This is a genomic window from Aquabacter sp. (genome assembly GCF_965279295.1).
Taxonomy (GTDB): domain Bacteria; phylum Pseudomonadota; class Alphaproteobacteria; order Rhizobiales; family Xanthobacteraceae; genus Aquabacter.
Window position 1 is genome coordinate 73195 of record NZ_CBDIHQ010000013.1, and the last position, 25124, is coordinate 98318.

Below are 25124 nucleotides of genomic sequence, written 5' to 3' on the forward strand. Positions count from 1 at the left end.
CGGCGCCCGGTTTGGGGAGAAGGTCAGATGAATCAGATGATGAAGCTGGCGGCATTTTCCCATGCGCCCGGCGTCCATCGCGCGGGATGGCGGCATCCGGATGCCGCCGCCAATGGCGACACTGATTTCTCGGTTTATCTGCATCTCGCGCAGACCGCAGAGCGCGGCAAGATGGATACGGTGTTCTTTCAGGACAGCGTGGCGGTCAGCAACAGCACCCCGATATTGAAGGGCAATCGCGCCCGCGGCCAGATGGCGTATTGCGTCAATCTGGAGCCGGTCTCGGTGCTGCCGGCGCTCGCCGTCCTGACCAAGAATATCGGCCTGATCGCGACAGCAACCACAACCTATAACGAGCCGTACCATATTGCCCGCAAGTTCGCGACCATCGACCATATCAGCAACGGCCGCGCCGGATGGAATTTGGTGACGTCGCAGACCGAGGATGAGTGCTTCAATTTCGGCCTGGAGGAGCATGTCGACCACGCCCTGCGCTATGAGCGGGCGTCGGAATTCTACGATGTTGTCACTGGCCTGTGGGACAGTTGGGACGCCGATGCTTTGCCGCGCGACAAGGAGAGCGGTACCTATTTCGATCTCGACAAGGTGCATTTCCTCAATCACCGCGGCAAGCACTTCACGGTGCGCGGCCCGCTGAACGTACCGCGCTCGCCCCAGGGCACGCCAGTCGTCGCGCAGGCCGGCTCGTCCGATGACGGTCGGGAACTAGCAGCACGCACCGCCGAGGCCATTTTCACCGCCCAGCTCGAAATGGCCGATGCCCTGGCCTTTGGCAAAGACGTGCGGTCGCGGGCCGAGCGCTATGATCGCGGACCCGACGAAATCAAGATCCTGCCCGGCATCCTGCCGATGGTCGGGGAAAGCGACGGCGAGGCGCAGGACAAGTTCGGCCAGTTGCAGTCGCTGGTCACAGACGACATGTGCCTCCAGGCCATCCAAAGGCTGGCCGGGGGCGTGGATCTGTCAAAGTTCCCAATCGGCGGGCCGCTCCCCGAGCTGAAGCCCACCAACGCCGCCAAGGCGCGTCAGGAAATCATGATCAATATGGGCAAGAGCGGCATGAGCATCCGGGAGATCGGACGCTATTTCTGCGGCGGCTCCGGTCATCGGCTCTTGATCGGCTCGCCGAAGACCATCGCCGACAATCTGGAGGAATGGTTCGTCAGCGGCGCTGCCGACGGCTTCACCCTGCTGTTTCCGTATTTCCCGGCAGCGGTCGATGACTGGGTGAACCTCGTCATCCCCGAATTGCAGCGGCGCAAACTCTTCCGCACCGAATATGAATCCAACACCCTGCGGGGGAATCTCGGTCTCAAGGTTCCGGAGAGCCGCTATGGCCGTGGGAATTGAAGCGGTGGCGGGGCGCCATGTCATAGAACTCAAAAACATCTGCCTGTCGTTCGGGACGGAGCAGATCTACGACAACCTGTCTCTGTCGGTTCGCGACGGAGAGTTCCTCTGCATCGTCGGGCCCAGCGGCTGCGGCAAGTCGAGCCTGCTGCGCATTTTCGGCGATCTTCTGCAAGCGCAGACAGGGAAGATTGACGTGGACGGTCGGGACGCCAGCGAAGCCTGGGACGAGATGGCCTACGTGTTCCAGTCGCCGCGCCTGCTGCCCTGGCGCAATGCGGAGGACAACGTCATTCTGGGCCAGCAACTGCGGTTCGGCCGCACCCGCAGCCGTGCCGTCATGCGCGAAAAGGCGCGGGCACTGCTGGATCTTGTCGGCCTCGGGCGCGACATGCACAAAATGCCGTCCATGCTCTCGGGCGGTGAGCGCCAGCGGGTGTCGATCGCCCGGGCGCTCGCAGTCGATCCGCGCATCGTGCTGATGGACGAGCCATTCTCGGCGCTTGATCTCAACACCCGCCAGCGCATGCGGAGCGAGGTCATCGATATCTGGCGAAAGACCGGCAAAACCATCGTTTTCGTAACCCACGAGATCGACGAGGCCGTGGAACTCGCAGATCGGATCGTCGTGCTGTCCCTGAAGCCGACCGTGGTGCGCGAGGTGATCGAGATCGAGGCTCCGCGTCCGCGCGATCTATCGGCAGACCCGGTGAAGACCGTCCGCCACCATCTGATCGGCCTGCTCGGGCAGGCCGCGAAGGCCATCTAACGCTTCACTCCATTCCACCGAAGGGAACGACATGCGCGCGACTTCGATATTTGCAGCCCTGGCATTGGCCACCGCCTTGATGCCGGGCGGCGCCTGGGCTCAGGAGAAGCTGACCCTCAACACCATTGAGGACCCGGCCTATGAATCGGCAATCTGGGCGCTGATGAACGGCAAGGTTAGCGATCCATCCGTAAGCATAGCGGTGACGCTCTCGCCGATCCCGCGCAACGCCGCCAATACCATGGCGCAGGCGTTCAACATCACCAGCACGGGGATCACGTTCGTGCCCCAGTTGGCGGAGCAGGGCATCAAGACCAAAATTTTTGCCTCCGCTTACAAGTACAATCCAAACGGCCATCCCCTGGATATCTGGGTGATGAAGGACAGCCCGTACCAGACGATCACCGATTTGAAAGGCAAGACCATCGCGACGCAGTCGCTGGAAAACCAGGGCACGACGTCGATCCGCGCGATCATGTCGCTCAAATACGGCCTCAACCCCGCAACAGTCGGTGGGGACATGCGCTGGGTCGAACTGCCGAACCCACAGCTTGAGCCGGCTTTGCAGGCTGGCCGGATCGATGCCGCGTTGATCGCCACCGTTCCGGCGTACAATGCGGTGAAACGCAACGCGTATCGCTCGGTGCTCCAAGGTTCCAAGGAATTGGAGGCCTTGTATGGCGGCGCCATGCCGACCACGGTGTTCGTCGGCTATGAGGCTGACATGGAACGCCGCCCGGCTGCATACGAGACCGCCGCGAAGCTGCTCAAGGCATCATCGGAATACATGCAGGCCCACCAGGCCGAGGTGTTCGCCGCCGTCGCTCCCAAATACAAAATGTCCGTTGAGGACATGACGGAATGGTTCAACACCTACGCCACCATGCCGTTCTCCATGAGCGAGACCGATAAGAAGATCTATATGAAGGCTTGGGAAGCCAGCAATAAAATGGGCGGGCTCGCCAAGGTTCCGGCCAGCGTCGACGAGTTCATCTGGTCGAAAGCCGTTGTTTCTCCGTGATGCCCCTTGGTTCCGCGAAGGTAACGGCATGAACAGCAGCCCACGCCCCGCGCCAGCGGGTCAGACGACCCCGACCGGCCGTCGAAGCCGGCTGGCGCGATTGTCGCCAAGGACCTGGACGATCAGCTTGCAGATGGCCAACCGCCTCACGGTGGTCGGCTTTCTGCTGGTGCTGCTGGTGGCATGGCAGATCGGCTCGGGGTTTCTTCCGCCGATTACCCTTCCGAGCCCAGCTCGGGTTGCCTTGCGCTTCGAGAGCCTGTTCGTCGATCCGGGGTTCCTGGATTACGCGATGGCGACGGTCTATCATGTGATCGCCGCGGTGCTGATCTCGTTCCTGGGCGGGGTCGGAATCGCGCTGCTGGCGTATTTTTTCCCGGTCCTGGACCGCGCGGTCTACGGGCGCCTGGCGCCGTTCCTCAACTCGTTTTCCGGTCTCGGCTGGGCGTTTCTCGCCGTCGTCTGGTTCGGCGTCACCCATAATGCCGTGATCTTCGCAGCCTCTGTCGCGCTTCTGCCGATCGCCATCATCAATGCCGGCACTGGGCTGCGCGAGTTGGACCGCGAGATGGTGGAAATGGCGGTCAGTTTCACCAGGCAGGCCAGGCGGCGCACCTGGCTTGTCATCCTGCCGATGCTGGTGCCGTACCTGTTCGCCACTTTTCGCCTGTGCTGGGTGATCGGCTGGCACATTATCCCAACCGCCGAGTTGCTCACCGGGTCCGGTGGCATCGGCTCTCTCATCAGCATCGCCCGCCAGCGCTTCTCGACTGACATGCTGATATCGATCGCCTTTCTCAACATTCTGATTGTCTATGTCAGTGACCGTCTGGTCCTGGCCCGGATCCAGACGTACATGAGGCGTGTCTATGGCCTCTGAGCTCGAAAACGCTGCGACCCAAGGATGGATCGCACGCTGGCTTTCGACCCAGGCGGTGGCGGATCTCCTGGTGGTCCTGGCGCTGTTCGCCTGGTGGCTGACCTCGCGCTCGTTTCCCCCCGAGATTTTTCCCTCGCCGGTCGCGGTCTTCAAGACCCTGCTGAACATGCCGTTCGAGCCGGGCTTTCTCTACAATGCGGCCATGAGCGCCTCGCGGGTCGTGCTCGCGGTTGTGATTGCGACGGTGCTCGGAACTGCGATCGCCCTCCTGCCGCGCTATTTTCCCTGGACCCGGATGCTGATCGAGCAGGTCATTGTCATCGTGCTCAATTCGGTGCCGGGGTCGATCTGGGCGATCCTGGGAGCGGTGTGGCTCGGACTGACCTACCACGCCACACTGGTGGTCCAGGTGCTCATCATCATCCCTTTCATTCTCGTGAATGTGTCCGAGGGCGTCAGGGCACTGAGTTCGGATGAACTGGAAATGGGCCGCAGCTTCGGCCGCCGCCCCTGGGCCATCCTCTGGCGTATCGAACTGCCGCTGCTGCGCCCGTTCATCATCGCCGGCGCGCGCATCGCCTACGGGGTGTGCTGGAAGGTCAGCCTGGTCGCCGAATTGTTCGGCGCGGATTCAGGTTTGGGCTATCTCATGCAGCATGCCCAGGATTTCGGGGAGGTGGACGAAATCATGGCCATCTGTTTGGTCATCGTCCTGTTCGTCGCCCTGGGCGAATGGCTGGTCTGGGCCCCCATCATCCGCCGTTTCGGCGTCGTGGAGATGGACCCGGCTCGTCCCGGCCGGCCCAAGCACACCATCGAGCAAGCGGCTGTCACCCCGCAATAGCCAACGCTGGGCAGCGATCCCAGCGCAGCCGATCAGCCACGCAGAAAGCATCGACCAAAGGCGTATTATATTCACGACGCGATATCGTCTTCCAACCCGAAGAATAGCTCAAAAAAGCGCCGCGGCTATTCATCGGGGGATGCTGTTCAATTTTGGCGAAATCCCCCGGCATCGCCACGGCGCTCACAGTCATACAGACTGTACATTCCGGCGCGAATGCAGGGAAGCAATATTGATATATAATATATGACGTGTATATTCCTTGCTGAGCGGTTTATCCGGGCGGATTCTGGAAGAATGCGATCTCCAGGGTCCCCGATGGAGGGTTCAGCGTGTACGTCGACTATCGGGAGACGGGCGAGCGGGTCCCAAAGCAACCTGCGCACCGACGACCGCTGATCAAGGGGCAGGCGCTGCCCTATCTCCTGATGGCGCCGAACCTCGCCTGGATGTTCGCCTTCCTCGCGGGCGCCCTGATCTTTCTCGGAATCACCAGCTTTCGCGGCTATGGTCCCCAGGGGATCATGGAGACCTGGGAACTCACCCATTATCGGGAGTTCCTCGAAGATCCGTTCTATCTGCGGATCATGTGGCGATCCGTCTATCTCTCCCTGATCACGGTCGGCTGTTGCGTGGTCATCGGGTTTCCCCTCGCGGTCCTCCTGTCGCGCCTGAAGGGCCTGCCGCGATCCCTCCTTTACATCTGCATCATCCTCCCCTTGCTGACGAGCACGGTCGTGAGGACCTTCGGCTGGACGGTGCTTCTCGCCAATAACGGCATCGTTAACCAGGCGCTGCAGGCGATGGGGCTGACCGACCGGCCAGTCGCGCTGATGTACAACGATCTCGGCGTCATTATCGCGCTGACGGAAGTCCTGTTGCCGCTCATGGTGCTGGCGCTAGACGCAGCACTGCTGAACATCGACAAGACCCTGTATGACGCCGCACGGAACCTCGGCGCGAGCGGCGCGCGGATCTTCTTCAAGGTGACACTGCCGCTGGCCATGCCCGGTGTGATCTCGGGATCCGTCCTGGTCTTCAGTCTTGCGATCAGCGCCTATGTGACGCCGACGCTGATCGGAGGGCGGCGCAATCCGGTGATGTCGACCCTGATCTATCAGCAGGGCGTGATGCAGCTCAACTGGCCGTTCGGCGCGGCGATCTCCTACATCCTGCTGTTCGTCGTCCTCGCGCTCGCGGTGCTTCTCTTCACGATCGCGGGGCGGCGGGCATGAAGGCGACCGTCCTGAAGACCGGCTTCATCGCTTTGAACGCCGTCATCGTTCTCTACATCGTCGCGCCGATCATCGTCGTGATCGGCTCGTCGTTCACCACCACAGGCTTTCCCACCTTTCCGCCGCGCGGGTTCACGTTTCGCTGGTTCCAGCGCATCCTGACGGCGGACGGGTTCACGGACGCGATATTGCTCAGCGCCCGCCTCGCCTTCTGCACCATGGCGGTCTCCTCGGTGCTCGGCGTTTTCGCGGCGCTGGGCCTTGGCCGCTGGAAGGTGCCGGGGCATGCCGCGATCTCCGCCTTCGTGATGCTGCCGATCCTGTTTCCGACCACGGTGCTCGGCCTCGCCCTGCTCGTCTTCTTCGCGAAGGGGGGGATTTCGGGCACGTTCTTCGGGCTCGTCGTCGCCCATAGCATTATCGCGACGCCGTTCGTGATCCGCATGGTCCTCGCGAGCCTTGGAAACTTCAATCCGGCCGTGGAGGAAGCCGCACGCAATCTCGGCGCCGGCTGGTGGCGAACCTTCTTCCTGGTCACGCTGCCCCTGATAAAGCCCGGGCTGCTCGCCGGCGCCATGTTCGCCTTTATTCTGTCGTTCGACGAACTGGTTGTGACGCTCTTTCTCACCGGGCCGCATCTCGAGACGCTTCCGGTGAAGATATTCACCTATCTCGAATTCAACAACGACCCGATGATCTCGGCGGTCTCGACCGTTCTGATCGTCATATGGGCGGCAGTTGGTGTTCCGCTCTACTGGCGACTTCTATCAGTCAAAAACTGAATAAAGCGGGTGTCTGAGGATGTACGATCTGGAAGTGGTCAGCCTGCACAAAATCTACAGCGGCGCGGCCGTCGTAGAGGATGTGAACTTCGCGCTTCCGCGCGGCGAGATGGTCGCCGTGCTTGGCCCGTCGGGCTGCGGCAAGACGACGACGTTACGCATGGTGGCCGGCTTCGTCACGCCGACTTCCGGGCAAATTCGCCTCCGCGGCCAGGACATCACCGATCTCGCGCCCAATCACCGCAACATGGGTATGGTGTTCCAGAGCTACGCACTCTTTCCGCACATGAACGTGTTCGACAACATCGCGTTCGGCCTGCGGGCGCATCAGGTCGCGAAATCCGAAATCCCCGCGCGCGTCGGGAAGTATCTCGACGTCGTCGGCCTCGGCGCGCTGCACCAGCGTTTCCCGAAGGAATTGTCCGGCGGCCAGCAGCAGCGCGTGGCGTTGGCGCGCGTGCTCGCGCTGCATCCCCAGATCCTGCTGTTTGACGAGCCGCTTTCGAACCTCGACGCCAAATTGCGGGTGCAGATGCGCGGAGAAATCCGGCGCCTGCAAAAGGCGTCAGGCATCTCCGCCCTATTCGTCACGCATGACCAGGAGGAGGCCATGGTCATCGCCGACCGGATCGTTGTGATGAACAAGGGCCGCATCGAGCAGATCGGCACGCCCGCCGAAATCTACGACGAGCCGAAATCGCGCTTCGTCGCGGACTTCATCGGCGCGGGAAACCTGATTTCCGGCGCGATCAACGACGGACGGTTCGTCACGGCAAAGGGGTTGGCGGTCGCGCTAAACCCGTCCCGCTCGTCGGGCCAGCGCGGCGAAGCCGTGCTCTCGATCCGCCCCGAGAAGATCTCGTTCGCCGGCTCCGCCGAAGAGAGTGTCTCGGGGGTGATCGTGAGCGCCGTCAATCTCGGCAGCATCCAGGAGACAGAGGTCGAGTTGCCCTCTGGCGACATCTTCAAGGTTCATGAGCAATGCCGGGCCGGCTTCAGGCGCCGCGAGGTCGGCGAGCAGGTCTCCATCGCCTGGCAGCCGGACGACGCCAAGCTTCTTTTCAACTAAACCAGGGGAAGACGAATGACCTTCATCAGCAGACTTGCGGGCGCGGCGCTCTGCCTCGCGGCCTTCACCGGCGGCGCCTCCGCTCAGACCGAATTGACCGTTATCGGATATGGCGGCTCCTTCCAGGAGGGCTGGCAAAAGGCGGTGATCGAGCCGTTCGAGAAGGCCAATCCCGGCATCAAGATCAAGGTCGTCACCGCCGGAACCGTCCAGGCCGCGAGCCTGATGCGGAGCCAGAAGGACAACGTCAAAGTCGACGTGATGATGATGGACGAGCAGGGGGCGGCGCAGATGGCCCGTGAAGGCCTCTATGAGCCGCTCAGCGCCAAGACCATCCCGAACCTCGACCACCTCCATCCGCAGTTCCGGCTGCCGGGGGATGTCTATGCGCGCTTCATGTATACCGTGCAGGTCCTGGTCTACAACAACACCAAGATCACCGATCGTCCAACCACGCTCGATGCCCTGTGGAACGACAAGTATCGCGGCCGCGTGGCGGTCGCCGAGGTCGGGACCACGCCCGGCATGTTCCTGCTGATGGCGATGATGGACAAGGCCGGGAAGGACGGCAAGCCGAGCGAGGATGGCGGCTTTGAACTGATGAAGCGCATCAAGCCGAACATCGTGACGATCTGGAGCACGATGGCGCAGCTCGACCAACTCTTCACGCAGGGCGACGTGTGGATCTCCACATGGCCGAACAACCGCGCACAGGGGGCGATCGACGCCGGTTCTCCGCTCACCTGGGTGGTTCCGCCCAAGGCCTATCTCAACGCCTCGACCATGGGCATCGCCAAGGGCTCGAAGAATGTGGCCGAGGCGCAGAAATATATCGACTTCGCGCTGAGCAAGGAGGCGCAGGCGGCCAACGCCAAGTTCTCCTACCTCAACCCGGTCAACAAGGATGTCGTCCTGCCGCCGGACGTTGCCGCCAAGCTTCCCGCGACGCCGGTCTCCGAACTCACGATCCCGGACTGGAACTATGTGCTGAGCCGCCTGCCGGACTGGACGAAGCGCTGGAGCCGCGAGTTCGCAAGCCAGTGACCCGGCCGGGCGGAGGCGCACGCCTCCGCCCGCTCCATCCTATTCCAGACCGAGGACGTGTGAGCATGACAGGTGTTGAAGGGCGCATCGCGCTGGTGACCGGAGCGGCCGGCGAGATCGGCAAAAGCGTGGCGCAGCGCCTGAGCGCGGACGGCTACCACCTGATCCTGCTCGACCGCAGCGAAGGCGTGCGGGAGGTCGCCGACGAACTGCGCGTTTCGGGACGGCTCAGTGAGCCATACGTCGTCGACATCACCGACGCGGCGGCGGTCGATGCCTGCTGCAAGGACATGATCGCCAAGCACACGCGCGTCGACATTCTCGTCAACAACGCCGGCGTCACGCTGCGCGAGCAGGGTAAAAAGCCGCCGGCGTTCAGCATCAGCACCGATCAATGGAAGCTGATGCTGGCGATCAATCTCACCGGCGCGTTCCTGTTCAGCCGCGCGCTCCTGCCAGCTATGACCGCGAACGGGTGGGGCCGGATCATCAACATGTCGTCGATGGGCGGGCGCATCGGCTCGCGCTTCAACGGCATGCACTATTCGGCGAGCAAATCCGCTCTGATCGGCCTGACGCGCACAATCGCGGTCGAGGCGGGAAAGGACGGCGTCACCGCGAACGTCGTCGCTCCGGGGCGGATCGCGACCGAGGCGAACAAGCGCGCCGGCACCGATCCGCGCGCGATCGAGGCGTTTATCCCGCTCCATCGCCTCGGCACCGAGGAGGAGGTGGCGGCGACGGTCTCGTTCCTCGCATCCGAGGGGGCAGGCTATGTCACCGGCGCGGTACTGGACGTAAACGGCGGCTTCCACATGGCGTAAGAAGAGAGCCCGACCCGTCAGGCGCTCTCCAGCGCGGTTTCGCGCAGTTCCATCATCAGGGCGCGGCTCGTTTCACGGGTGCGATCCTCCAATGCGCCGATGAAACTAAGCAGCCGGTCGGTAACCGGGATGGGAATGCCATGCTCCCGCGCGAGGCGCTGCATCGGTGCGAATTGCTCATGCAGTTCGCTTCTCAGCCCGAGATGAACGATCTGGTACCAATAGCCAGAATGCTGCTTGGCCGAATCCTTGAGAAGATCGAGAACCGTGTCGACGCATTTCTGCTGCAGGTCCGGATGGTCGCCAACGAAGGCATTCGGCTGGAACCAGTCCCGGTCGATCGCGGGATGGCCGTCCGCCTTCGACACCGCGACCACCTCGCGCATGAGCGCAACCAGCAGCGGCCGCAGTTCGGGATCCCTCAGGAACTTCCTTGTGAGCCCATCTTCCAGCACCGCGGCGGCAAGGAAGGCGCCGTAGGCCATTTTGGTCCAGATCACCCGATACACATCGTCGGCGATGTGCAGGTCTGGCGCGAGATGGCGCAGCAATTGCGCGATGGGCGCGATGGGCGGCCCCTTTTCGGGATCGACGAGCCCGATCGTCATGTTCGCCTTCGCGCCATAGGTCACATGGCCAGGTGAGGTGAGCGTCGCTGGCAGGAAGAAGGAGGCGACCACCGTGCGCTCCACCCCGACGATCTTGGCCACATCCAGCGAGGCCAGCCCGTTCTGGCAGGAGACGACGATGCCGCCGGGCGCCAGATGCGGCACCAGCCCGCTCATCGCCGCCTGTGTGCTGTACAGCCGGACGGGGAGGAAGGCGAGGTCGTAGGTTCCCGGCAGGTCCTGCGGAAGATAGGCCGGCGCACCGACGGTGAACTGGGCCACCGGCCCCTCGATATTGAGCCGGCCCGCGCGAATTTCGGCCACTTGTGCCGCATTGATATCGGCGAAGACGACCGGCACCCCCGCGCGAATGAGGTGGGAACCTATGATCGATCCGATCGCTCCCGCGCCCCAGATCAGGATCGGCTTACGGCTCTCTTCACCCATCCGCGTTCTCCACTCGACCAACACTTTGTAAATCGCAACAGTTTATCTATTTTATATTATATATGAATTTGCGCAAAGGCTTGTCGCGTGAGTTCGGCGCACGACGACAGGAGCGATAGCGCAGATAACGAGTAGGGGCGACCGGCTCTCGCGTCCACGCCGATCCCGCCGAAAACAGCCACAGGCGGGGTGCGCCCGGGCATTGAGATGATTGGTGGACGCCCCGGTCTATTCAACGGGTTGAAAAATCGCGGCGGCACTGCCTATTGCACTCACACGCGAGCTTCGCCCGTCGACGGGGCGGCGGGGCGGGATCGGAAGAAGACGGTCGCACAAGCGGGAGGACCAGAATGGAGACGCAGGCCAGAGGGAGGCAAGTCCACAGGACGAAAGCCGAACTCATCACCCATGAACTGCGCACGCAGATTTTCGCCGGGCATCTCGCGCCCGGTCAGCGACTTATTCTGCGGGAAATCGCCGAGGATTTTGGCTCCAGCGAAATCCCCGTGCGCGAGGCTCTGAACTCACTCGCCTCGCTCGGTCTGGTGACGATGATCCCGTACGAGGGCGCTCGGGTCGCAAAGCTCAACCTGACGGAGCTGATCGAACTCACCGAGGTGCGCCTCCTGCTGGAAAAGGAAGCGACACTGCAGGCGGTGCGCGACTTTCCCCCGGAGGCTCTGGCGACGCTCAAGGAGATCATCCAGCGGATGGAAAGGGCAAATGTGGACAAGAACACATTGGCCTATGGCGAACTGAACCGGGAATTGCACGATGCCATCATCTCGCATTGTCCTAACGTCAAGATGATCGCCTTCATCAGGGACCTGAGGAACAAGACCGAGCGCAGCCGCGCGGTCCACAGCCGCCTGCCGAGCCACACCAGCCGGTCGCTGAAGATTCACAAATCCATCGTTCGGGCGATCGCATCGGGCAAACACGATCAGCTCGCCACATTGCTGGACGAGCACAACGGCTACACCCTGATTGCACTCAAGGCTCTACCCGAGGAGGTGGATGCTCCGGCGATCCGCATAAGGCGTACCTGAGGCCCCGTGCGGGCTCAGGTCATGTACCAGCCGCCGTTCACGTCGAGGATCGCGCCGGTGACATAGGAAGCCGCATCCGAGACGAGGTAGTCCACCGCGCCGGTGACGTCAGTGGGCGTGCCGAGCCGCCCGGCCGGAATATAGGTCTCGATGAAGTCCCGATCCGTCCCCTCGGCCACATTGATGCGTGTCTCGATGCGCCCGGGCGCAATGACGTTCGCCGTCACGCCGTGGCGCGCCACCTCGAGGGCGAGCGTGCGCGTCATGCCGATAAGTCCGGTCTTGGTGGCCGCATAGTGCGCCCCGTTGAGCCGGCTACCGGTGCGGCCGGCGACCGAGGACATATTGATGACACGGCCCCATTTGCGCTCGACCATACCCGGCACAAATTCCTGCGTCAGCAGGAAGGCGCTGGTGAGATTGACGGCGATGATCGCATTCCAGTCCTCGAGCGTGATGTCGACGACGGGAACCTTCTGGCCGCTTTTGCGCATGGAGACGCCGGCGATATTCACCAGGATGTCGACACCGCCATGGGTCTCCTGAATCTGCTTCAGGGCTACGGCGAGAAGATCCTCTCGGCTGACGTCGACCACGACCGGCGTCGCCGCCAATCCCTTGGCCGTCAAGGCCGCGGCGAGGTCGGAGACCTTCTCCGCCATGTCGAGCATGAGGACATGGTTGCCGGCATGCGCGAGATGTTCGCTGACGGCCGAGCCGAGGCTTCCAGCGGCACCGGTAACGAGAGCTGTTCGGATTTTGGGAGCGGACACTTTACCGTGGCCTTCAGCTGGGTCACGACGCGAGAGCGCCATACCGTGATGATATGATATTATATATGATAGCTGTCAACTGCGGCAGGCATCGCGAGCTGAGGGTTGGCCGCTGGATCGCGGTGCTACGGCGGAATACTGCGTTCAGTAGTTCAGCTTCGGCACTCCGGGATGAAGCATGAGGCGGCTGAGGATCGAAAATTCGACCCATGCCCTAAAAGCACTCCTGCCCCAAACCAACGCCTAGGCGCCTTCGATGTGCCGCGCCCTGTACGCGGCGTGACTATTCGATAACGACCGCCTGAACCGTAGGTTCTTCGTTAGGCGTTGCATCCAGCGCCTCGATAGATACCGACATATTCTTCAGTTCGACCTCTCCATAGATGGTTGCGAACGCAGCGTCAGAGGCATCGCGTCCAACACCGATCCTCACAAATCCTTGCATCGCAGCGAGGCGCGTTGGATCAAAAAGATACCAATCGCCATCGAGATAGGCCTCGAATACGGCATGGAAGTCCGGCGGGTCGAGTTGCCACGAATAGCCACTCGTGAAGCGAGCGGGGATCGATAGCGCGCGGCAGAAAGCGATGCCGAGATGAGCAAAATCCCGACAGACGCCGGCCCTTAACACCATGGTGTCATAAGCGCTTGTCTCGGCATTACTTGACCCTCTGATGTAATCTACGTGCTCGTAGATCCAATTGCAGATTTGCGTCACACGCAGATGGCCGGGCGGCATATCGCCAAACTCCCGATGCGCGAAGCGGCCGAGCAGGTCGGATTGGCAAAACCGGCTGGGATTAAGGTATGGCATCACGCCAAGCGGCAATTCAGCCACAGGTGTCTCGGGGATATTGCTGGGGTCAGCTTCTAGTATGTTCAGCTCAACCTCAGCCCGATATGAGACCGAGAACGGCCCAGCTTCCACAGAGACCCGCATGAAGCGCGCACCGCCTTCATCCTCAGTGTATCTCTCCACCGGAACAGCAGGGGTTAGAAGCATGTTTTCAGACAGGATACGCTGACGCCTCAAAGTCGCTGCTTCGACGTTTAATATGAATACCGTTGGAGTCTTCACATCATATTCAAGGTCAGTAGCCACGGAAAAACGCACGATCTGCTCCCCTCTGTCTGAAGCGCTCCTGTAGCTGTGACTTCACAGTAAACGCGCGTGTCCCCTGAACACGCCCCAGCCCAATTGGTTCCCCTTCGCTATGCCAGCCGGAGAGATCAAATCCGGGGCAGCAATCCACCCGGCTACAAATAACCATTCGAATGCAGCTTCGGGTGCGGAGGCTTATATAGCGCCCTCAGAGTTCCACATTGACGATAGGGAAACATTCAAACTGCGGACGCGCTATGAAATAACCCTGCACAAGGTTGATTCCAATTGCCCGTATAGCGTCCAGTTCGGCACGGGTCTCCACGCCTTCGGCCACCAATGTAATTCCGAGGCGCTCCGCAAGGCTGGCCATGGCCCTTGCTATCTCGCGGCGGGCAAGACTTGCGTCGATCCCTCGGATTATCTCCATATCGAGTTTGATCACATCCGGCTGAAAGCGAGCGAGCAGGGTCAACCCAGCATGGCCAGAGCCAAAATCATCCAGTGCGGTGGCAAAACCCATCTGCTGATACCTCGCCACAATATTTGCGACGTGAGCAGGGTCCGTCATCTCCTCAACTTCGGTAAATTCGAATATCAGCCGGTTCGCTGGGACGTCGAATGCAGACGCGGTCTTGAGAGTGAGTTGAATGCAGGCCTCTGGAGAATAGACTGCATTCGGCAAAAAATTGATCGAGAGCCGCGCGTCCGTCTCAAGTAGGCCCGCGGCAACCGCCCGTTCGATCGCGACGACCCGGCACCTCTGATCGAAGACATACAGATTTTCGGCGTTAACCTTCGCCAGGACGCTTTGGGCAGAGGATCCATCTGTTCCCCGAACCAGCGCCTCATAGGCCCAAGGTCGGCCGGTGGTGAGATTGACGATGGGCTGGAAAGCCATCGAAATCTCAAAACCCAGATCCTGCCCTTCTCGACACGCGGCGCACGCTCGCGCTTGAACGACGTTTTTTTCCATAATCGCAGAGTTCAATTCCATGGCCGTTTGTGACGCTAACGCTAGGCACCAACGTTTGTTGCGCGCAATTTAAGGTGCAAGATGAACCGCGCAAAACCTCAGAAATCTCGGATTTTCCAGGATACCACAAACAGGGTGCACTCTGAGCCTGTGGGCATTCTCGGGATACATTAAAATTGTGCGCCTCATGCAATCGCCACGCTTCCTGTCTTGCGACACTCACTTATCGCGGCGAGCATGTTGAAATGATTATGCACGGATGGAGCGGGAGATCCGGAAAAATCACGTTTCCCACGGGTTCGCGGGCCGGTGAGATACCGCGTTATTGCCACCTGGGAATGCACTCCATAGGCTAGGGATAGCGAGAAGAATTGGAATTCCGTTGGTCAGCCTCACGATTCGTCACAAGACGACCTATCGCTTTCACCGCCCCGTCGCCTTCGGGCCGCACCGCTTGATGCTTCGCCCACGGGAAAGTCGCGACGTTCGAGTGGTGTCCAATGTCATCACCGTTACGCCGCGTGCGATCGTCACTTGGGCGCACGACATCTTCGGCAACGCCGTTGCGACGGCGTCGTTTGAAGAAGGCGGAGTGAAGCTAGAAATTGCAAGCCAGACGGAGGTTCAGGCGGAAGCGGTCGCCTGGCCTATTTTCGACATTGCCGCTTCGGCCATTTCCTTCCCATTCCGCTATTCGGACGATGAATGGACAGACCTTGGCCCCTTGGCGGTCCAGCAGTTTCCGGACCCCACAGGCGGGTTGAACAGCTGGGCGCAGGGTTTTGTTCGCGGCGCGCACACCGACACACTGTCCCTACTGAAGGATTTGAGCGCAGGCGTTTCGCAGAGGATTAGCTATCAGAGCCGGGAAGAAGTCGGCACGCAGGCACCTCTAGAGACCCTGCATCGCGGGTGGGGATCGTGCCGCGATTTTGCCGTCCTGTTCGCTGAAGGCTGCCGCAGCCTTGGCTTCGGCGCACGAATTGTGTCGGGCTATCTCTACAATCCGGTCGGGAGCCTTACGGGGACGGCTGATGCGGGATCGACCCATGCCTGGGCCGAAGTCTTCGTGCCCGGGGCCGGTTGGATCGCCTTCGATCCGACCAACCGTAGCGTGGGCGGACTAAATTTGATTCCAGTTGCGGTGGTTCGCGACATCCGCCAAGCCATCCCCGTTTCGGGCAGCTTCATTGGAGACAGCGGCGCATTCCAGAATATGACAGTCGAGGTCCGCGTCGAGAGCTGACCACCAAAGCGCCCTGCGACCTTAATTCTCGCATCGCGCTCGCCCCCTCGAGCCCCGCCAAATTCCGCGTGAATGCGCCTACGATCAGGTCAGGATAAGACCCGACGGCGTCAGCCGGGCATTCTTATGAATGTTCATCCGGGAAGCTCCGGCTCAGGGTTGGTTGGTTCGCAACCCCAACGTCTCAGCCAAGCCCTGGATGAACAACCTTCATAGCTTCGCCACTTAGGCCAGGGAGGCATGCGAGATGTGGAGATAAAAGCTTGGCCAACCGTCTGGCGGTTGGCTTGGCAGTAGTTACCTGATGATGACCACGGCCGCGGCACTTCCGGTCCCGGCCCCGCTAGCAGAGGTTTGCATGGCCCATCCGCGTCGACTGCATCTAGGCGCCTTCATGCGTCCGGTCAGCATCCACACTGGCGCCTGGCGCTTTCCCGGGGCCTACCCTGACTCAAACTTCAATTTCAGCCACATCAAGCGGTTCATACAGAAGCTCGAGCACGGCAAATTCGATGCGTTCTTCATGGCCGACCATCTCGCCGTGCTGAACATGCCGGTGGAGGCGCTCAAGCGCAGCCACACCGTGACGTCGTTCGAGCCATTCACCCTGCTTTCGGCGCTCGCCGGGGTGACTGAGCGCATCGGCCTGATCGCCACCGCCTCGACCACCTTCGATGCCCCGTTCCACATCGCCCGGCGTTTCGCCTCGCTGGACCACATCAGCGGCGGACGCGCGGGCTGGAACATCGTCACCACATCCAATCCGGACGCGGCGCTGAACTTCGGCCTCGACGAACACATGGACCATGGCGAGCGCTACGACCGGGCGCGCGAATTCTACGACGTCGTCACCGGGCTATGGGACAGCTTCGCCGACGATGCCTTTATCCGCGATCAGGAGAGCGGGCTCTATTTCGACCCAGAGAAAATGCATGTGCTGAACCACAAGGGGGAATACCTCTCGGTGCGTGGGCCGCTCAATATCGCCCGCCCGGTTCAGGGCTGGCCGGTCATCGTCCAGGCGGGCGCGTCGGACGACGGGCGCCAACTCGCCGCCGAGACTGCGGAAATGGTGTTCACCGCAGTGAATTCTCTGGAGGCTGGCCGCGCCTTCTATGCCGATGTAAAGGGCCGCATGTCGCGGATCGGGCGCAACCGCGACCATCTGAAAATCCTGCCGGGCGCGCTGGTGGTGGTGGGCGACAGCCTTGAGGAGGCGCGTGAAAAGCGGGCGCAGTTGGACAGTCTGGTCCACTATGCCAATGCCATCGGCTCGCTTTCCATCGCGCTTGGGGTCGATGCGTCGGCGTTCGATCCGGAAGGCCCCCTGCCCGACATCCCGGAGACCAACGCCAGCAAGAGCGGACGCGACCGCGCCATCGCCCTTGCCAAGCGCGATAACCTCAACGTGCGCCAGCTTGCCCAGCGGCTCGGCGGCTATGGCGGGCTGTCATTTGTGGGCACCGCACGGAGCATCGCCGACGAGATGGAGGAATGGCTGGTGAGCGAGGGGTCTGATGGCTTCAACATCATGTTCCCCTATCTCCCCGCCGGGCTCGACGATTTCGTCGACAAGGTCGTGCCCGAACTCCAGCGGCGCGGCATTTTTCGCCAGGATTATGAAGGCACCACCTTGCGCGACCATCTCGGCCTGCCGCGCCCGGAGAACCGCTTCTTCGTGAAATGAGCGGCCTCCCAGGGCGAAGCGCCGCTCAGAAGTTCCAGGTGACGCTGGCCTTCACCGCGTTCTGCTGAGCGCCGTCGGCGAGTTCGCCGACATAGGACACGCCCAGCTTCATCGCCGCGTTGACCCGCAGCGCGGCGCCAACATCGAGCAGCACGGAATTGGCGGCCAACGGCACCCCGGTGACCGAGAAGACGGAACTGGCGATGCCCGAAAATGCCAGGGTCTCCGCGGGCGTCACGTCGCCGAACGCATATTGCCAGGCGACCGAGGCGTGCGGCACCAGCACCATCCCGTTGGGCAACGCCACATCGGTGGCGAGCCGCAGGCCGATGGTGGTGTAGCCCACGTCGGAGGTGGCCCCGCCGCTGGTCAGGCCGACAGCCGCGCCGGTCTCGGTGAAGCCCTGGGTGTCGAGATGGGCCCAGGCCAGGCCAGCGAAAGGCTCAATGGCGAACGTGCCGAACGCCATGCCGTAGCCCACTTCGCCGAACATCTGGAACAGGCCGGCATTGTACTGGCCCTGGGCGATTTCGCTCACGCCGGGGTAAATGACGGTGCGCGTGGTGTCGACCTGGGAGAGGTTGTAGCTGATGCCGCCGCGCACGCTCCAGGCGCCGAAGCTGCTGCCGACATAAGCAGCGATGAGACCGCTGTCCGCCTGCGCCGAACTCCCCAGAGTGCTGACCGAGGCGGTGGACTGGGAGTAACCAAGCGCGACGCCCAGATAGGTGTCCGCGCCGATGCGCTTGTCGAAGCCGGCAACCACGCCACCCAGGGTGGTGCTGACGCTGGAGGCGTTGCTATTGCCGTCGAAGCTGCCCCAGCTGCCATAGCCTTGCGCCCACATGGCGAGGCCCGGAGTCTGCTCATAATTCGTCGGCGCCTTCACCGCCTTGGCGATGGAAGCGCCGGCGCTGTTCGGCGCCGCTGCCTGTTCGGCGCTGTAGGACAGCCTCTCCGCATTATAGCCGAGCGCACCCATCGGGCCTGACGTTCCGCCGTAGGACAGCTGGCGCAAGCGGCTGAGCACAGCGTCGCGCGTGAACAGGCCGTCATTGATCAGGGTCGATTGCTCGCTGGCATGCACTTCGCCCGACAGCATGCCGAGCGCCGGACCGAGTTGGGCCGCGCTCAGGCTATAGAGGCTGTTGAGCGCCACGGCGGTGGGATTGCTCGTGTTCTGGATGGCGCCGCTGTTGAAGGCGCTGTCCACCGCCCGGCCGGCCGCCGCTTCGTTGGGTGAGAAGCCGGCCTGCAGGGACATCTGCGAGGTCAGGTTCAGCGACACTTGAGTGCCGGAATAGGCCAGGGAGGCGCCAACATAGCCGGGCAAGCCGGGCGTGGTCAGCGTGGTGAAGGTGCCCGTCGTCCCCTCGGTGGCGGCGATCAGATTGTACGAGTTCAGCAGCGACGAGGTCAGGAATGGAACCTCCAGCGTGCCGGCGAGTCGCGCCACCCCCGCGATCCCAAACACGTCGTTGCTGCCGGCGAGCACCCGCATTGAAAGTGTACCCGCGGAGGTCTGGACAAAGGTGCCGCCGAAAAGATGGGTGATCGAGACGCCGGTGCCGCTGACGCCGAGCCAGCCGCTGTTCTCGAACCGCTTTTCCAGCCCCGCCGTCGCGGCGATGCGCCCATCGATAATCCCGGTGTTCACAATCACGGTGCCGAAGCTGTCGAGCCCGGTGCGCAAGGCGTCGGCCTGGGCGGGTGCCTGGAGGGTGCCGTAATTCAGGAAGGTGCCGTAGACGCCGTGCAACTCCACCGTCGCGCCGGCGATGCCGGTGGCGAGGATACTGCCGGTGTTGGTGTTGGTCAGCACACCATAGGTTTCGCCGCGCATGCCGATGCCGCCGTTGCCGGAGACCTGGATGGTGCCGCTGTTGATGATGTCGTCGCCCACGCCGCCGGACAAAGCGGCCGCGTTGGTGGCGCCGGATGTCAGCGTTCCAGTGTTGCGCATCGGGTTGTAGATGCCCTCGATGGTCGCGACATAGCCATTGGGCACAGACGAGCCAGGCAGCAGATAGATGCCGACCACCGTGTCGCCATAAGCCGAGTTCGAGGACACCAGCTCGGCACCGGGAATGTCGATTTCGTACCAGGTGGGAATGCCCAGCGCGTCCACATGCAGGACGCCGGCGTGGACCTTCAGGTCCGGCGTCACCCAGTCGGCGACCATATTGTATTCGCCGGTGCGCCCGGCGCCGGTGATGCCCTCAAGATGGGTGACGATGGCGTCGGGATGATCGTATGTCCGCCAAGTGTCGGTCGTGGTGTTGTAGAGATAACCGTGCTCGAACCCGATGCCACCACCGGGTCCTACATTGGCGTAGCCGCCGGCAATCATGTTGCCATAAACGCCATAGGCGGTGGTGCTGACGGCACCGGGCTTGTTGTTGGTGGCGTATGTGCCGGTGGAGATCGTGTAGATCATCGCATTGCCGGTCGCGAGTTGGGTGTCGTAGTTGCCAATCACCGTGTCGCCGAACGTGCTGTGGGCGATGGTGAACAGGGTCGGGTTGCCGGACGCGCTGGGGTAGGCCAGCCCGGTCAATTGCTGCCCGGGTGCGGCTGCGGCGTCATAGAGATAGCTCAGATCATACGGTGAGGAGGCGGTGGTGATGTAGCTGCCCACCGTGCGCAGGACGCCGCCCTGATTGCCGAAGCTCGGCCCGTAAGGCGAGGAGCCGATGGCGTCGGGATAGTTCACGCCGTTGGCGGTGGCGACGGGCATGGCCGACCACTGATTGGTCATCGTGTTGTAGAGCAGCCCGCCGGTGGCGGTGGTGCCGGGCACCACATAATTACCGACGATGGTGTTGCCGCGAATGCCGGTGAGGAAGGTGCCCGTCGTCCCGTAATTCAGCGTCGTATAGGGGGTTTGCGCGTGGGCGCTCGGAGCCAGGCCGCACAGCCCCAGGCCGACAAACGAAAAATAGGCGCAGGAGGACAGCAGGTGCCTGGGATTAGTTGCCTTTTTCATCACAAACCAAGCCTATTTTTCAACGCAACAATCCAACTCACTAGCAGAGCCGTGGACGGGCGCCAGCCGAAGTGGCGCGGATTCGTCTCGAATGAGGAGGGCTCTTGTAGAACGAGCGCCTGCGTGATCTTTTAAACACAGTGGAGATGTAAAATAATGGCTATGCGGCCATTTTTTTCCATTGCATCTCATCTTCGGGATGCATGCATCGCACCCTGCTCCCGGCGAAGAGCTTAACCTTGACCGCTATCGCGCCGTGCTCATCGACTGCAACACGGCCTCGCTCGGCCAGCAATCCACCTTCAGCCCTGCGGACTTCTGGTAGGCCCCCAGCGCGGCGCGGGTGAGCATTCCGGCCTTGCCGTCGATCTTGTCCTTGTAGAGACCGGCGCGCGTCAAATGCTTCTGCATCGCCTCCACCGATTTCGTGCGGAGCTGCGTCGAGGCCGACCAGGGTGTTGCGAAGGGCTGCGGGTTTTCCATACGGTCGGACATATGGCCGACGAACAGCACGTAGAGATCGGAAAAATTATATTCCTTGAGCACGAAATAATTCTTCGTGGTGAGGAATGAGGGACCATAGATGCCCTCCGGTTGCAGCAGCGATGCCGGCTGCGCCTGCTCGGCGGCCGAAATCGGCTGCACCGGCACAAAGCCCGCGCGCAGCCAGTCGCTGATCGGCCTCTGGACCTCCGGCACGCCCATGGTGCAGTCGACATTTGCGGGCGCGCGCACCTCATAGGCCCAGCGCACGCCGGGCTGCCACCCCTTGTCGGCAAGCTGCTTGGCGGCGGATGCCAGCGCATCCGGCACCGAGGTCCAGATATCGACGCGGCCATTGCCTTCGAGATCGACGCCATGCGCGTAATAGTCGGACGGCAGGAACTGGGTCAGGCCCGTGGCGCCGGCCCAGGAGGACAGAAACGCCTTTCGCGCCACCGTGCCTTCATCGAGGATCTTCAGCGCCAGAATGAATTCCGTGCGGTACTGGTCCTTGCGGCGGCCGACATAGGCTTGGGTGGCCACCACACGCAGCGTATCGTAGCGGTTAGTGTAGCGGCCATAATCGGTCTCGCGGCCCCAGATCGCCAGGACCACGCTCGCCGGCACGCCGAATTGCGCCTCGATGCGCTCCAGCGCGGCGCGATGCTTCTGCATCAGCCGCTGCCCCTCGCTGGCGAGGCGCGCGATGGTCGTTTCCTTGACGTAGTCCGCAGGCACCTGCACGAACTCGGCCTGAGACGATGCACCTGTTACAGGACGCCCAGGCAACGCCAGATCGGGCAGCTTATAATCCGGTTCAAGGCCGCGCGTTTCGCGCTCGAACGTTTCGCGCGAAACACCGGCCGCCTGCGCCTCCGGCCAGAGCGACGCGATGAACTGGGTGAAGGCGGCGTCCGCTGCGCGGGCGGGGGCCTGAAAGGCCAGAGCCAGCAGCAGCGCGAACGCGATGGCGCGGAAACCTGATCGCAAGGAACCGCTCACGCTTTGATTTCTGAATGATGCATGCCGGACGCTAACACACGGCGGCGCTGGCGGGAACGCGCTGCGCCTGCCCGTGCGAGGCATCGCAAAGACTTACCTTGTCCTAAGGCCCGCTTGAGGAAACTCTCTGCGGCCTCGCTTGTTGTGTGCCTGCAACAAGCGGAGGTGACGATGTCGGCCAGCGCATGGGCCCGGACCACATGGCGCCTGATTTTTTGGGGCTCCATCGTCGCGGCTGTCTCCTTCGAGCCCAGGCGGCAGCGCATGCCCCGCGATAGGGAAACCCACCCGCATGAGCCTGACGAAGATGGCTTGTCCGCTTCCCCAGGAGAGGCTCTCCGTCAGCAGGGCCGAGGGCGCAATGCCTCGACACCGGTGCATATTCCCGCCCTGGGCTGGCGCGATATCCTGCTGCGAACATTCAAGGAATTCTTCGCCGACCGCGTTCTCAGCCTTGCAGCCGGGGTGACGTTCTACGCCCTGCTTGCGGTCTTTCCCGCCATCAGCGCACTCATCTCCTTGTATGGGTTATTCCTCGATCCCACCGTACTGCGCGAGCAATTGGACGCTGCGTCCTGGGTCCTGCCATCCGGGGCGATCGAGGTGATGCGCGACCAGGCGCTACGCGTCATGGCGCACGGGTCGGCCACTCTCAGCTTCAGCTTCGCTATAAGCCTGGGCGTCGCGCTCTGGAGCGCCAATGCGGGCACCAAGGCCATGATCGAGGCGCTGAATATCGCCTATGAAGAAAATGAGAGCCGGTCGTTCGTCACGCTCACGCTGCTGACGCTCGGCTTCACCCTGGCCGCCATTGTGTTCGCGGGCGTTGCACTGGCGGCGGTGGTCGCGCTTCCGATCGTCCTGAAGCTGCTTTATCTCGACACTGGCACCGAATGGCTGATTTCGCTGCTGCGCTGGCCCTTGCTCGCGATCGCCGTCGCCGGGGTGATCACGATCGTCTACCGGTACGGCCCCTGCCGCGAGCACGCCAAATGGAAATGGGCGAGCCTGGGCAGCTTGGTGGCAGCGGTTCTCTGGTTGGCGGTCTCGGCTGGGTTTTCCTGGTACGTGAGCCACTTCGGCACTTACAACGAGGCCTATGGCTCGCTTGGCGCCGTGGTGGGCTTCATGACCTGGATGTGGCTCTCCATCACCGTCATCCTGCTGGGCGCCGAACTGAACGCCGAGATCGAGCATCAGACCGCCGTGGACACCACGACAGGTCCGGCCCTGCCGATGGGTGCGCGCGGCGCACGCATGGCGGACACCCTCGGGGCGCCGCAATAGGCCCCATCCCGTCCCCGCCGACGACACGGCTACATCCCCGCAAAGTGATCTCGCAGACAACAATTGTAGTCAAAAAATACACTTTTATACCAAACCACCACGGCAGCATTGACCGCCAATACTGGCATGCCACTTGCGGAAGCAGGAACGTCGATGTTGGCCTCGGGGTAATCCTTGGCCGCATCCGCCAAAAGAACATCTTTGGAGGATCTGCCGTGAAGGCCCTGAATGAAAGTCGCTTTCTGAGCGCGGTCGCTGCCGGCCTCGCGCTCCTCGCCGGTTCGGCGTCCGCTTCCGCCCAGGGCATGAGCGCCGACAAGCTCGCGATCGGTGCCATCGTCGACATGACCGGCGTCTATTCGCGCCACGGCGGTCCCGGCGTGGTCACCGCAGTGCAGATGGCGGTGGACGATTTCGGCGGAAGCGTCAACGGCAAGCCGATCAGCGTGGTCTCGGCTGACTATCAGGCCAAGGTGGACGTGACCTCCACCATCGCCCGGCGCTGGATCGACACCGAAAACGTCGACATGATTATCGAGTCCACCGATTCCGCTTCCGCCCTGGCGCTGTGGCGCCTTGGTTCGGAAAAAAAGAAGGTGATCATCGGCGCGGGCTCCGCCACCACCGCACTCACCAATGACGGCTGCATGCCTTACGGCATTCACTATGTCTACGACACCTACGCGCTCGCCACCGGCACCGGTTCCGCCATCGTTCAGGAGGGCGGCAAGACCTGGTACTTTATCACCGCCGACTACGCCTTCGGCCATGCGCTCGAAGCCGATACCAGCCGGGTGGTCGAAGCCCTCGGCGGCAAGGTCATCGGCCGCTCGCGCGCGCCGCTTGCCACCAGCGACTTCTCCTCATTCCTGCTTCAGGCGCAGTCTTCCAAGGCGCAGGTGATCGGGCTGGCCAACGCTGGGCTCGACTTCGTCAACTCGGTGAAGCAGGCCTCTGAATTCGGCATCACGCAGGGCGGGCAAAGCCTTGCGGCCATGCTCGTGTTCGACACCGACGTGAAGGCGTTGGGCCTGAAAGTAGCCCAGGGGCTGAAGTTCACGACCGGCTATTATTGGGACCGGGACGACGCCAGCCGCGCGTTCGGCAAGAAGTATTTCGCCAAGACCAATGCCATGCCGTCGATGGTCCAGGCCGGCGCCTATTCCGCCACCATGCACTATCTCAATGCGGTGAAGGCGACCGGCACGGATGATGCGGAAGCGGTCTCCAACTGGATGAAGGCCAACCCCGTCAACGACTTCTTCGCCAAAAACGGCCGCATTCGGCCCGACGGCCGCATGGTTCACGACATGTATCTCGCGGAAGCCAAGAAGCCTTCGGAATCCACGAGCGACTGGGACCTGATGAAGATCCTGCGCACCATTCCCGGAGACGAGGCCTACAAGCCCCTGAGCCAGTCGACCTGTCCGCTGGTGAAGAAGAGCTAAGCCCATCAAAACGGCGCGTGTCCGTATCGGCCTGTGAGGCCGTCGGGCACGCTCCAAACAGCAGCCGAACCTGCTTCCATTTGCACGCCATCCCAGGATATGACGCTACGTTATTCATGCGGTGCGTCGCCCGCGAACACAGGGTGAGGAATCGCGTGAAGACCGAGTGTGTGGATACCGGCACTGCCGAC

The 25124-nt window shown here is 62.1% G+C and carries 21 protein-coding genes; 15 read left to right on the forward strand and 6 right to left on the reverse strand.

Features of this window, described 5'->3' with window-relative positions:
- The first annotated feature begins 27 nt into the window (after positions 1-27).
- The 10 genes from ADADO0_RS07365 to ADADO0_RS07410 all read left to right on the forward strand — a co-directional run bounded on the left by ADADO0_RS07365 (position 28) and on the right by ADADO0_RS07410 (position 9839).
- Positions 28-1371, forward strand: a complete 1344-nt coding sequence (locus tag ADADO0_RS07365) for an LLM class flavin-dependent oxidoreductase (RefSeq protein WP_511304476.1) — start codon at positions 28-30, stop codon at positions 1369-1371.
- Positions 1355-2140, forward strand: a complete 786-nt coding sequence (locus ADADO0_RS07370; protein WP_511304477.1) for an ABC transporter ATP-binding protein — start codon at positions 1355-1357, stop codon at positions 2138-2140. Before ADADO0_RS07365 ends, ADADO0_RS07370 begins: the two co-directional genes overlap by 17 nt.
- 31 nt (positions 2141-2171) lie before the next feature.
- Positions 2172-3161: an ABC transporter substrate-binding protein gene (locus tag ADADO0_RS07375; RefSeq protein WP_511304478.1), complete on the forward strand. Its 990-nt coding sequence runs from the start codon at positions 2172-2174 to the stop codon at positions 3159-3161.
- 133 nt (positions 3162-3294) lie between these two features.
- Positions 3295-4041: an ABC transporter permease gene (locus ADADO0_RS07380; protein WP_511304479.1), complete on the forward strand. Its 747-nt coding sequence runs from the start codon at positions 3295-3297 to the stop codon at positions 4039-4041.
- Positions 4031-4885, forward strand: a complete 855-nt coding sequence (locus tag ADADO0_RS07385) for an ABC transporter permease (RefSeq protein ID WP_511304480.1) — start codon at positions 4031-4033, stop codon at positions 4883-4885. The genes ADADO0_RS07380 and ADADO0_RS07385 overlap by 11 nt, the downstream gene beginning before the upstream one ends.
- Positions 4886-5217: 332 nt before the next feature.
- On the forward strand, positions 5218-6120 hold the full coding sequence (locus tag ADADO0_RS07390) for an ABC transporter permease (protein WP_511304481.1): 903 nt from the start codon (positions 5218-5220) through the stop codon (positions 6118-6120).
- The gene (locus ADADO0_RS07395; RefSeq protein ID WP_511304482.1) at positions 6117-6902 is read left to right on the forward strand and encodes an ABC transporter permease; all 786 of its coding nucleotides are present in this window, start codon (positions 6117-6119) and stop codon (positions 6900-6902) included. Before ADADO0_RS07390 ends, ADADO0_RS07395 begins: the two co-directional genes overlap by 4 nt.
- 19 nt (positions 6903-6921) lie before the next feature.
- Positions 6922-7971, forward strand: coding sequence for an ABC transporter ATP-binding protein (locus ADADO0_RS07400; protein WP_511304483.1), 1050 nt, complete (start codon positions 6922-6924; stop codon positions 7969-7971).
- Between the two features lie 15 nt (positions 7972-7986).
- Entirely contained in the window at positions 7987-9015 is a 1029-nt protein-coding gene (locus ADADO0_RS07405) for an ABC transporter substrate-binding protein (RefSeq protein WP_511304484.1), read from the forward strand.
- A 65-nt stretch (positions 9016-9080) separates the two neighbouring features.
- Positions 9081-9839, forward strand: coding sequence for an SDR family oxidoreductase (locus ADADO0_RS07410; RefSeq protein WP_511304485.1), 759 nt, complete (start codon positions 9081-9083; stop codon positions 9837-9839).
- A gap of 17 nt (positions 9840-9856) precedes the next feature.
- On the opposite strand, the gene ADADO0_RS07415 is transcribed toward ADADO0_RS07410, so the two are convergent.
- Positions 9857-10894: a ketopantoate reductase family protein gene (locus ADADO0_RS07415; protein WP_511304486.1), complete on the reverse strand. Its 1038-nt coding sequence runs from the start codon at positions 10892-10894 to the stop codon at positions 9857-9859.
- Positions 10895-11244: 350 nt separating this feature from the next.
- Here ADADO0_RS07415 and ADADO0_RS07420 point away from each other — a divergent pair, with 350 nt between their 5' ends.
- Positions 11245-11943 (forward strand): GntR family transcriptional regulator, encoded by a 699-nt coding sequence (locus tag ADADO0_RS07420; protein ID WP_511304487.1) that lies wholly within the window; start codon positions 11245-11247, stop codon positions 11941-11943.
- 14 nt (positions 11944-11957) lie between these two features.
- On the opposite strand, the gene ADADO0_RS07425 is transcribed toward ADADO0_RS07420, so the two are convergent.
- From ADADO0_RS07425 to ADADO0_RS07435, 3 genes are all read right to left on the reverse strand, one after another.
- Positions 11958-12716 (reverse strand): SDR family NAD(P)-dependent oxidoreductase, encoded by a 759-nt coding sequence (locus ADADO0_RS07425; protein ID WP_511304488.1) that lies wholly within the window; start codon positions 12714-12716, stop codon positions 11958-11960.
- A 283-nt stretch (positions 12717-12999) separates the two neighbouring features.
- Positions 13000-13830, reverse strand: coding sequence for a transglutaminase-like domain-containing protein (locus ADADO0_RS07430; RefSeq protein WP_511304489.1), 831 nt, complete (start codon positions 13828-13830; stop codon positions 13000-13002).
- A gap of 196 nt (positions 13831-14026) precedes the next feature.
- The gene (locus ADADO0_RS07435; protein WP_511304490.1) at positions 14027-14815 is read right to left on the reverse strand and encodes an EAL domain-containing protein; all 789 of its coding nucleotides are present in this window, start codon (positions 14813-14815) and stop codon (positions 14027-14029) included.
- Positions 14816-15176: 361 nt separating this feature from the next.
- Here ADADO0_RS07435 and ADADO0_RS07440 point away from each other — a divergent pair, with 361 nt between their 5' ends.
- Positions 15177-16040 carry a transglutaminase family protein gene (locus ADADO0_RS07440; RefSeq protein WP_511304491.1) on the forward strand — a complete coding sequence of 288 codons (864 nt, stop codon included), beginning with the start codon at positions 15177-15179 and terminating at the stop codon, positions 16038-16040.
- A 358-nt stretch (positions 16041-16398) separates the two neighbouring features.
- The gene (locus tag ADADO0_RS07445; RefSeq protein ID WP_511304492.1) at positions 16399-17727 is read left to right on the forward strand and encodes an LLM class flavin-dependent oxidoreductase; all 1329 of its coding nucleotides are present in this window, start codon (positions 16399-16401) and stop codon (positions 17725-17727) included.
- Between the two features lie 25 nt (positions 17728-17752).
- Here ADADO0_RS07445 and ADADO0_RS07450 read toward each other — a convergent pair whose 3' ends face one another.
- Positions 17753-20713 carry an autotransporter outer membrane beta-barrel domain-containing protein gene (locus tag ADADO0_RS07450; RefSeq protein ID WP_511304493.1) on the reverse strand — a complete coding sequence of 987 codons (2961 nt, stop codon included), beginning with the start codon at positions 20711-20713 and terminating at the stop codon, positions 17753-17755.
- Positions 20714-20959: 246 nt separating this feature from the next.
- Positions 20960-22165, reverse strand: coding sequence for a lytic murein transglycosylase (locus tag ADADO0_RS07455; protein WP_511304790.1), 1206 nt, complete (start codon positions 22163-22165; stop codon positions 20960-20962).
- A 345-nt stretch (positions 22166-22510) separates the two neighbouring features.
- On the opposite strand from ADADO0_RS07455, the gene ADADO0_RS07460 reads away from it, so the two are divergent.
- Both ADADO0_RS07460 and ADADO0_RS07465 read left to right on the forward strand, forming a co-directional pair.
- Positions 22511-23485, forward strand: a complete 975-nt coding sequence (locus tag ADADO0_RS07460; protein ID WP_511304494.1) for a YihY/virulence factor BrkB family protein — start codon at positions 22511-22513, stop codon at positions 23483-23485.
- A 224-nt stretch (positions 23486-23709) separates the two neighbouring features.
- Entirely contained in the window at positions 23710-24933 is a 1224-nt protein-coding gene (locus ADADO0_RS07465; protein ID WP_511304791.1) for an ABC transporter substrate-binding protein, read from the forward strand.
- The last annotated feature ends 191 nt before the right edge of the window (positions 24934-25124 follow it).